Source organism: Streptomyces sp. NPDC005899 (assembly GCF_040629645.1).
Taxonomy (GTDB): domain Bacteria; phylum Actinomycetota; class Actinomycetes; order Streptomycetales; family Streptomycetaceae; genus Streptomyces.
Map to the genome: position 1 here is coordinate 1 of NZ_JBEXWB010000249.1, position 9,553 is coordinate 9,553.

A 9,553-nucleotide genomic window follows, 5' to 3' on the forward strand; every position below is an offset into this window, starting at 1 on the left:
CTCGTCTTTCATTCTCCTCCTCGCCCCTCCCCGCATCGCCCCGCCCCCCCCCCCCGCTGGGGGCGCCGCGCCGGGGGCCCCCCCCCCCCCCCGCCCCCCGGAGCCGCGGTACTGGTAACCCCCCGCCGCCGAGCAGGCTCAAGCGGGCCATGTCGGTCCACTGGTACGCCTGGGCCATGGTCGCCCCGGTCGTGATCGTGATCGGCGTGATCATCGGCTATCCGCTGGTCCGCGGCATCTACCTGTCGCTGACCGACGCCAATGAGCGCAACGTCGCACGGTCGATCGGTGTCAACGAACTGCCCGCCACGTACGAGTTCGTGGGCGTCGACAACTACGTCGACGCGCTGACGGGCTCCCAGTTCCTCGGCACGCTCGGCTGGACCCTGGTGTGGACGGTCTCCTGCGTGGGCATCACGTTCTGCCTGGGCATGGGCCTCGCCAACATCCTCAACCGCCGTATCGCCGGACGCTCCGCCTACCGCATGGCCCTGATCCTGCCCTGGGCCATCCCCGGCTTCGTCTCGGTGTTCGCCTGGCGCTTCCTCTACAACGAGGACCGCGGGCTGCTCAACAAGATCCTCGGCGGCGCCGGCTTCGACGGCATACCCTGGCTGAACGACCCGACGTGGGCCAAGTTCTCCGTCATCGCCGTCAACGTCTGGCTCGGCGTGCCGTTCATGATGGTCGCCCTGCTCGGCGGGCTCCAGTCGATCCCCTCGGAGCAGTACGAGGCCGCGGAGATGGACGGCGCCACCGCCTGGCAGCGCTTCCGCCACATCACACTTCCCGGACTGCGCCCGGTGTCCACCACGGTGATCCTGCTCTCCACCATCTGGACCTTCAACATGTTCCCGGTGATCTTCCTGCTGACCCGCGGCGGACCCGGAGAGGCCACCCAGATCCTGGTCACCCAGGCGTACAAATTCTCCTTCGAGATCAGCCCGCGCGACTTCGCGCAGTCCTCCACCTGGGGCGTGCTGATCCTCGTACTCCTGATGCTCTTCGCCATGGTGTACCGGCGAGTGCTCCGCACGCAGGGAGACAACTGGTGACCACCGCAACGGCGACCACCGCCCGCCACAGCGCACGCAAGCCCCGGCTGCGCGGCGACCGTTCCCCGGCCGCCTCCGTCGCCCTGCACCTGACCCTGATCATCGCCTCGGTGATCGCGGTCTTCCCGGTGCTGTGGGTCCTGCTGACCTCGCTCAAGCCCGCCAAGTTCGCCACGACGACGGACTTCTTCAAAGAGACGACCTTCGAGAACTACACGAACCTCATCAAGGACACCGAGTTCCTGAGCTGGTTCGGCAACTCGGTGATCGTCGCGGGGCTCTCCACCGTCATCGGCGTCTTCGTCTCCGCCACCACCGGCTACGCCGTCAGCCGCTTCCGCTTCCCCGGCAAGCGCGGGCTGATGTGGACGCTGCTGATCACCCAGATGTTCCCGGTCGCCGTCCTCATCGTGCCGATCTACAACATCATGTCGAGCATCGGCCTCCTCAACCAGCCGGCCGGTCTCGTCATCACCTACCTCACCATCTCGGTGCCGTTCTGCGCCTGGATGATGAAGGGCTTCTTCGACACCATCCCGCACGAGATCGACGAGTCGGGGCAGGTCGACGGCCTCACCCCGTTCGGCACGTTCTGGCGGCTCATCCTGCCGCTCGCCAAGCCCGGCCTCGCCGTCACCGCCTTCTACTCCTTCATCACCGCCTGGGGCGAGGTGGCGTACGCCTCCGCCTTCATGGTCGGTGACGAGAACCTCACGCTCGCCGGCGGACTGCAGAAGTTCGTCAACCAGTACGGAGCCCAGTGGGGCCCGATGACCGCGGCGTCCGTGCTGATCGCGATCCCGGCCGCCCTGGTCTTCCTTTTCGCGCAGAAGCACCTCGTCACCGGCATGTCCGCCGGAGCCGTCAAGGGCTGACGCGCCCGGACCCGCCCGTACGACCGAACGCACCCGTCACGGCGGCGCCAGGACCCCGACCCGGTACCGGCGCCGCCCCCCACCCAGACACCCCAGGGACGACATGACCCAGCACCTCGCTGCCCCCTCCACCGGCACGTCCGACGAAGCCCCGGGCCACCGCACCGGCTGGTGGCAGGACGCGGTGATCTACCAGGTCTATCCGCGCAGCTTCGCCGACGGCAACGGCGACGGCATGGGCGATCTCGCGGGCATCACCGCGCGGCTCCCGTACCTCCGGGACCTCGGTGTCGACGCCGTCTGGCTCAGCCCCTTCTACGCCTCGCCCCAGGCCGACGCCGGCTACGACGTCGCCGACTACCGGGCCATCGACCCCATGTTCGGCACACTGCTGGACGCCGACGAGCTGATCCGCGAGGCGCACGCCCTGGGCCTGCGCATCATCGTCGACCTGGTGCCCAACCACTCCTCCGACCAGCACGAGTGGTTCAAGCGCGCCCTCGCCGAAGGCCCCGGCAGCCCGCTGCGCGAGCGCTACCACTTCCTCCCCGGCAAGGGTGTCGACGGCGAACTCCCGCCCAACGACTGGGAGTCCATCTTCGGCGGACCCGCCTGGACGCGGACGACCGACCCGGACGGCACGCCCGGCGAGTGGTACCTGCACCTCTTCGCGCCCGAGCAGCCCGACTTCAACTGGGAGCACCCGGCCGTCGCTGACGAGTTCCGCTCGATCCTGCGCTTCTGGCTCGACATGGGCGTCGACGGCTTCCGCGTCGACGTCGCCCACGGCCTCGTCAAGGCCGAGGGGCTGCCCGACCTGGGCGCGCACGACCAGCTGAAACTGCTGGGCAACGATGTCATGCCGTTCTTCGACCAGGACGGCGTGCACGAGATCTACCGCAGCTGGCGCACCATCCTCGACGAGTACCCGGGCGAGCGCATCGCCGTCGCCGAGGCGTGGACCCCCACCGTCGAGCGCACCGCCAACTACGTGCGCCCCGACGAGATGCACCAGGCCTTCAACTTCCAGTACCTCACCACGGACTGGAACGCCGGCGAGCTCCGCACCGTCATCGACACCTCGCTCGCCGCGATGCGCCCGGTCGGTGCCCCCGCCACATGGGTGCTCTCCAACCACGACGTGACCCGGCACGCCACCCGCTTCGCCAACCCGCCCGGCCTCGGCACCCAGATCCGCACCGCGGGCGACCGCGAGCTCGGACTGCGCAGGGCCCGTGCGGCGACGCTGCTGATGCTGGCCCTGCCCGGCTCCGCCTACGTCTACCAGGGCGAGGAGCTCGGCCTGCCCGACGTCACCGACCTGCCCGACGAGGCCCGCCAGGACCCGTCCTTCTTCCGCGCCGAGGGCCAGGACGGCTTCCGCGACGGCTGCCGGGTGCCGATCCCGTGGACCCGCGAGGGCAGCTCGTACGGCTTCGGCGACGGCAGCAGCTGGCTGCCGCAGCCCGCCGGCTGGGGCGAGCTCTCCGTGGAGGCGCAGACCGGCACGGACGGCTCCACCCTGGAGCTGTACCGCGCCGCGATCGCCGCCCGCCGCGAGCACCCGGGACTGGGTGCCGGCACGGACGTGGAATGGCTGGCCGCCCCCGAAGGCGTCCTCGCCCTCGGCCGGCCCGGCTTCGTCTGCACCGTCAACACGACCGGCACCCCGGTGCGGATGGCCGTTCCCGGCACCCTGCTGCTCGCCACGGCACCGGTGACCGTCGACGGCGACACGTACGAACTGCCCGCCGACACCACGGTGTGGTGGACGGTGTGACCGTCCCCGCCCCCAGGACCGGACCGGCGCTGCGGCTCTCCGACATCGCCGGTCAGGCCACGGTCAGCGAGGCCACCGTCAGCCGGGTGCTGAACGGGAAGCCGGGCGTCGCGGACACCACGCGTCAGCGGGTGCTCGCGGCGCTCGACATCCTCGGCTACGAACGCCCCGTACGGCTGCGGCAGCGCAGCGCCGGACTGATCGGCCTGGTGACGCCCGAGCTCACCAACCCGATCTTCCCGGCGTTCGCCCAGTCCGTGGAGCAGGTGCTCGCCGGACACGGCTACACGCCCGTCCTGTGCACCCAGCTGCCCGGCGGCGCCACCGAGGACGAGCTGGTCGAACAGCTCGTCGAGCGGGGCGTCGGCGGGATCGTCTTCCTCTCCGGGCTGCACGCCGACACCTCGGCGGACCCGGCGCGCTACGCCGCGCTCAGCGACCGGGGCGTGCCCTTCGTCCTGATCAACGGATACAACGAGCGCATCAGCGCCCCGTTCGTCTCTCCCGACGACCAGGCCGCCGTACGGATGGCCGTCAGCCACCTCGCCGAACTCGGGCACCGCAGGATCGGCCTCGCGATCGGGCCGCAGCGCTACGTGCCCTCCCGGCGCAAGCGCGACGGCTTCGTCGACGCGGCCGTATCGCTGCTGGACATGGACCGCGACGAGGCCGGACTCCTGGTCTGCTCGACGCTGTTCAGCGTCGAGGGCGGCCAGGTCGCGGCCGGCTCCCTCCTGGACCAGGGGTGCACAGGCATCGTCTGCGGCAGTGACCTGATGGCCCTGGGCGTCGTCAGGGCGGCCCGGGGGAGAGGCATGGACGTCCCGCGTGACGTCTCCGTCGTCGGCTTCGACGACTCCCAGCTCATCGCGTTCACCGACCCGCCGCTGACCACGGTGCGCCAGCCGGTCCAGGCGATGGCCGCGGCGGCGGTGGGAGCGCTGCTGGAGGAGATCGGCGGCAGCCCCGTGCAGCGCACGGAGTACGTGTTCCAGCCGGAGCTGGTCGTCCGCGGATCCACCGCGGCGGCACGGGCCGCCTGAACGGGCGGCTGGAGGCGGCGGGCCGGGTCCGGAGGGGGGACCCGGCCCGCCGTGCGGGTGGGGCAGTGGCTCAGTTCCCGGAGGCGTACGCCACGAAGGCTTCCCACGTGGTGGGGCGGAATCCGAGGCGGGGCCCGGACAGGGCCTTGGAGTCGCGGACGTGCACGGCGCCGGGTGCGGTCGCCACCTCGACGCAGTCGGCCTCACTGCTGTTGCTGCTGTAGCTGCTCTTGCACCACTTCAGCTCGGGCACGCCCCCGGCGGGCAGCTCGCTGATCATGTGTCTCCCAGAAGTTGCTCGATGAAGGTCAGTGACTCACGGGGGGTGAGAGCTTGGGCCCGGATCATGCCATACCGCAGCTCAAGGACCTGGAGCTGCTTCGGATCAGAGACGGCCCGACCGTTGAAAGCGCCTTCCGAGCGTCCGAGAGCCGAACCGTCCTTGAATTTCAGCACCTGAGTCTCCCCCTGCATTCCGGCATGCTCTTCACGGTCGATCGGCATGATCTGGATGGCAACGTTCCGCAATTGGCCTATGGTCAGGAGGCGTTCGAGCTGACGGCGTAGAACCATTCTGCCCCCTAGCGGGCGCCGTAGCGTAGCTTCCTCCTGCACGAAGCTGAGTGTGGGAGAGGGAGTCCTCTCGAAGATCGTCTGCCGGGCGACGCGTGCGGCGACCGCTTGCTCGATCTGGCTGGGCTCGTACGGGGGCAGGCGCATCTCGAAGAGCGCCTGCGCATACTCAGCCGTCTGAAGAAGTCCGTGCAGGTTGTGATCCCCGTAAGCCAGGAGCTCGACGGCTTGGGCTTCCAACCTCGCCAGATCCCGCACCTTCTTGGGGTAGCGGGCCTCGGTCAACTCCCTCTTCATCAGAGCGAGCTTGCCGCCCGCGCCCAGCGTCTCGTCCGCTCTGTCCAGGAACTCGGGCCGGGGGATACGCCTCCCGCTCTCCACCTTGTAGACCAGGTCCTCCCCGTACCCGATCGCGGCACCGAACTCGCCGGCCCGCATGCCCGCGGCCTCGCGCCACGCCTTGATCTGGCGCCCCACGGAGGCGACCAGCGCCGCCCCCGGCTCGTCATCCGGGTCGACCTCCCAGCCGGGCTCGTCCGCCCCGCTGCTCCCGTGGGCCGTGCCGGCCTCGTCCACGCTCATCCGTGCCCCGCTCTCGACGCGTCTGCCGTTCCCGAACCAACCTTCGGCGTCCCCGGCGAGTCACCCCGGACAACCGGGACAGCACCGGACAAGGACTGGACAATGACCGTACGTAGTCGGCTTGTCGCTCTTCACGGTAGGCGGACCGGGTCAGGCTGAGCGGCGTGACCCGAGAAATCACCCGCATCGAATCCTCCGCTCCCACCCGGCAGTTCACCGTGCTGCTGTCTCCCACCCGCCGGGGCGCCAGACTCGCCCGTCTGCTGACCACGGCACACCTCGGCGACTGGGGCCTGCCCACGGGGACGGCCGCGCACATCGTGGCCGAGCTGGCCACCAACGCGGCCGTGCACGGCCGCGTACCCGGCCGGGACTTCAGGCTGGGGCTCACGGTCCACCGCGACGCGCTCCTGCGGATCGAGGTGACCGACACCCGGGGCGACTGCCTTCCTCCGGGGCCCGGAGCCCTCGATCCGCCCAGTGGCGACGCGGAGTCGGGGCGCGGTCTGCTGATCGTCGAAGCTCTCGCGGACCGCTGGGGCGTCGTCGTGGGCCCTGCCCCGCGCAAGACGGTCTGGGCCGAACTCGACTTCGGACGGTGACCGGCGCAGCCGGGTCGCGGGAGCCCGCGACCCGGTGAGCCGTGACGCGGCGGCCCACGATGCGAAAGCCTGGAAGGGCTCGGGCGCGCGGAGTCCGCTGTGCCGCTCAGGCCAGCAGCGCGGCGGCCTGGTCGCGCGCCTCGCGGAGCCAGGACGCACGGGTCTCGTCGGAGGAGTCGGTGACCGTCCGGAACACGGTCCGGCGTACGTCGGTGACTCCGACGTACGGCAGGACGCAAGCCGACCAGATGCTGTTCAGCGGATCCCCGAACTCGCTCGTCTCCCGGTCCGCCGGAGTGTCCGAGGTGTTCAGGACCAGGGCCCGGCCGGCTTTGAGCAGCCCTTGGGGCTCCCCGTCCGACGTGCCCAGCTTGTAGGCGACGCCGGGTACGAGCACCCGCTGCACCCACCCCGTCAGTACGGCGGGCGGCATGCCCCACCAGTTCGGGTGGACGAAGACCAGGGCGTCCAGGGTGGCCACCTCCGCCCGGTGCGCGGCCAGTTGGGCGTCGGGAGCGCCCGTGGCAGGCCGGACCGTCTCCGTCTCGTCGGCGGTCAGCCCGGGGGCGAATCCCTCCGCGCAGAGGTCGTGCGCGATCACGTCACCACCCCGGTCGCGCAACTCCCGCACCACGGCGTCGAACACCGCGTGGTTGAAGCTGCCGGGCCGTGGGTGTGCCAGGTAGACCCCGATACGCGCCATGCCGTTCCCCCCAGGGATTCGTAGCCGTCACCGCCGGGGCGTGCGTGCCCCGTCCGGACGCCCATCATGACCGGTGCCGGGCCGCTGCGAGGAAGGGGAAGGCGGTGCGGAGGAGCAGGCGCGGCGACGGACGGGCCGGTCCCGCACGGGAGAGGTCCGGACGTCGGCCCAGGGTGGGCCGGCGGGGAAGCGACGTCCGGACCTCTCCGCGCCGTGACCGGCCCGGCCGGCCGGGCGCGTGGGGCCCGGCGTACCGGCCCCCCGGCCGGCCGGACCGGAGTCGGGAAGAACTTAACAGCCCCGCAATAAGTTGCGTAAGTCCTTGCAGGGAGAGATTTCCGAGATTTCGTGGAGATGAGCGGGATGTGAGCGCGTGATGTCAGGGGGGTTGACCGGGGCAGGTCAGGCTCGTACGGTCTGCTGCACCCCAGGTTTTGCAGTCTTGCTGCAAGAACCTTCAGGAGCCTTGACGGCACGGCGCGTTGCCCGGTGAGGCTGCTCCGCCATCCCCCGCACTTCCCCCACCGCAGGAGGAACGTCATGGCACGCAGACCGCTGTCTGCCTCACTCGCCCTCGTCACGGGCGCCGCCGTCCTGGCCGTCCCCACAGGACTCGGCGCCACCGGCACGGCCCAGGCCGCACCGCCCGGTGCCAAGGACGTCACCGCGGTGATGTTCGAGTGGAAGTTCGCGTCCGTCGCCAAGGCCTGCACCGACAGCCTCGGGCCCGCCGGCTACGGCTTCGTCCAGGTCTCGCCACCCCAGGAGCACATCCAGGGCGGCCAGTGGTGGACGTCCTACCAGCCCGTCAGTTACAGGATCGCCGGACGGCTCGGTGACCGTGCGGCCTTCGCGAACATGGTCAGCACCTGCCACGGGGCGGGTGTGAAGGTCGTCGCCGACTCGGTGATCAACCACATGTCCGCCGGTTCGGGCACCGGCACGGGCGGCTCTCCGTACACCAAGTACGACTACCCGGGCACCTACTCCGCCGGCGACATGAACGACTGCCAGGCGCAGATCAGCAACTACGGCGACCGGGCCAACGTCCAGAACTGCGAACTGGTCGGCCTCGCCGACCTGGACACCGGCGAGGAGTACGTACGCGGCCGCATCGCCGGGTACCTCAACGACCTGCTGTCCCTCGGCGTCGACGGCTTCCGCATCGACGGGGCCAAGCACATACCGGCCGCCGACCTGGTCAACATCAAGTCGCGGCTCAGCAACCCGGGCGTGTACTGGAAGCACGAGGCCATCTACGGGGCCGGCGAAGCCGTCTCTCCCAGCGAATACCTCGGCAGCGGTGACGTGCAGGAGTTCCGCTACGGCCGCAGCCTCAAGCAGGTCTTCAAGAACGAGAACCTCGCCAACCTGAAGAACTTCGGCGAGGGCTGGGGCTTCATGGAGTCGGGCCGATCGGCGGTCTTCGTCGACAACCACGACACCGAACGCGGCGGCGACACCCTGAACTACAAGGACGGCGCCGACTACACCCTGGCGAGCGTCTTCATGCTCGCCCACCCCTACGGCTCCCCGGACGTCCACTCCGGCTACGAGTGGTCCGACAAGGACGCCGGCCCGCCGAGCGGCGGCCAGGTCGACGCCTGCTTCAGCAACGGGTGGAAGTGCCAGCACGCGTGGAAGGAGATCTCCTCCATGGTCGGCTTCCGCAACGCCACCCGCGGCCAGGCCGTCTCCAACTGGTGGGACGACGGCGGCGACCGGATCGCCTTCGGCCGGGGGACCAAGGGCTACGTCGCCCTCAACCACGAGGGCTCCGCGCTGACCCGTACGTTCCAGACGTCCCTGCCCGCCGGTGACTACTGCGACGTCCAGTCCGGCAAGGGCGTCACCGTCAACGGCTCCGGGCAGTTCACCGCCACCCTCGGCGCGAACACGGCCCTCGCCCTCCACGTGGGCGCCCGCACCTGCACCGGAGGCGGCGGTACCACCCCCGACCCGGACCCCGGGACGGGGCAGTCGGGCGCCTCCTTCGGCGTCAACGCCACCACCGCCATGGGCCAGAACGTCTACGTCACCGGCGACCAGGCCGCACTCGGCAACTGGAACCCCGGCAGCGCCCTGAAGCTCGACCCGGCGGCCTACCCCGTCTGGAAGCTCGACGTCGGCCTGCCCGCCGGGACGACGTTCGCCTACAAGTACCTCCGCAAGGACGCGAGCGGCAACGTCACCTGGGAGAGCGGTGCCAACCGCACCGCCACCGTGCCGGCCTCCGGCAAGGTGGCGCTGACCGCAGACGTCTGGCGCGGCTGACCCGCACCCGTGGCGGGGGGGGGGGACGGGAGGGTTTGGGGCCCGGGCCGCAAGCAGGAAAAAGGC

At 70.4% G+C, this 9,553-nt stretch carries 9 protein-coding genes; 6 read left to right on the forward strand and 3 right to left on the reverse strand.

The window, feature by feature from the left end; genetic code table 11:
- Positions 1–56: 56 nt before the first annotated feature.
- From ABZ371_RS23540 to ABZ371_RS23555, 4 genes are all read left to right on the forward strand, one after another.
- The gene (locus tag ABZ371_RS23540; protein ID WP_358682960.1) at positions 57–1,055 is read left to right on the forward strand and encodes a sugar ABC transporter permease; all 999 of its coding nucleotides are present in this window, start codon (positions 57–59) and stop codon (positions 1,053–1,055) included.
- Positions 1,052–1,930, forward strand: coding sequence for a carbohydrate ABC transporter permease (locus ABZ371_RS23545; RefSeq protein ID WP_358682944.1), 879 nt, complete (start codon positions 1,052–1,054; stop codon positions 1,928–1,930). The genes ABZ371_RS23540 and ABZ371_RS23545 overlap by 4 nt, the downstream gene beginning before the upstream one ends.
- A gap of 103 nt (positions 1,931–2,033) precedes the next feature.
- Positions 2,034–3,710 carry a glycoside hydrolase family 13 protein gene (locus ABZ371_RS23550; protein ID WP_358682946.1) on the forward strand — a complete coding sequence of 559 codons (1,677 nt, stop codon included), beginning with the start codon at positions 2,034–2,036 and terminating at the stop codon, positions 3,708–3,710.
- Positions 3,695–4,753 (forward strand): LacI family DNA-binding transcriptional regulator, encoded by a 1,059-nt coding sequence (locus ABZ371_RS23555; protein ID WP_358682948.1) that lies wholly within the window; start codon positions 3,695–3,697, stop codon positions 4,751–4,753. Before ABZ371_RS23550 ends, ABZ371_RS23555 begins: the two co-directional genes overlap by 16 nt.
- A gap of 70 nt (positions 4,754–4,823) precedes the next feature.
- On the opposite strand, the gene ABZ371_RS23560 is transcribed toward ABZ371_RS23555, so the two are convergent.
- Both ABZ371_RS23560 and ABZ371_RS23565 read right to left on the reverse strand, forming a co-directional pair.
- Entirely contained in the window at positions 4,824–5,033 is a 210-nt protein-coding gene (locus ABZ371_RS23560) for a DUF397 domain-containing protein (RefSeq protein ID WP_358682950.1), read from the reverse strand.
- Positions 5,030–5,908, reverse strand: a complete 879-nt coding sequence (locus tag ABZ371_RS23565; protein ID WP_358682952.1) for a helix-turn-helix transcriptional regulator — start codon at positions 5,906–5,908, stop codon at positions 5,030–5,032. Before ABZ371_RS23565 ends, ABZ371_RS23560 begins: the two co-directional genes overlap by 4 nt.
- A gap of 164 nt (positions 5,909–6,072) precedes the next feature.
- On the opposite strand from ABZ371_RS23565, the gene ABZ371_RS23570 reads away from it, so the two are divergent.
- A complete protein-coding gene (locus ABZ371_RS23570) occupies positions 6,073–6,510 on the forward strand; it encodes an ATP-binding protein (protein ID WP_358682954.1) in 438 nt (145 codons plus the stop codon).
- Between the two features lie 106 nt (positions 6,511–6,616).
- Here the strand turns inward: ABZ371_RS23570 and ABZ371_RS23575 are convergent, their stop codons facing one another.
- On the reverse strand, positions 6,617–7,213 hold the full coding sequence (locus ABZ371_RS23575) for an NAD(P)H-dependent oxidoreductase (RefSeq protein ID WP_358682956.1): 597 nt from the start codon (positions 7,211–7,213) through the stop codon (positions 6,617–6,619).
- Positions 7,214–7,753: 540 nt separating this feature from the next.
- Here ABZ371_RS23575 and ABZ371_RS23580 point away from each other — a divergent pair.
- On the forward strand, positions 7,754–9,487 hold the full coding sequence (locus ABZ371_RS23580) for a carbohydrate-binding module family 20 domain-containing protein (protein ID WP_358682958.1): 1,734 nt from the start codon (positions 7,754–7,756) through the stop codon (positions 9,485–9,487).
- Positions 9,488–9,553 lie beyond the last annotated feature (66 nt).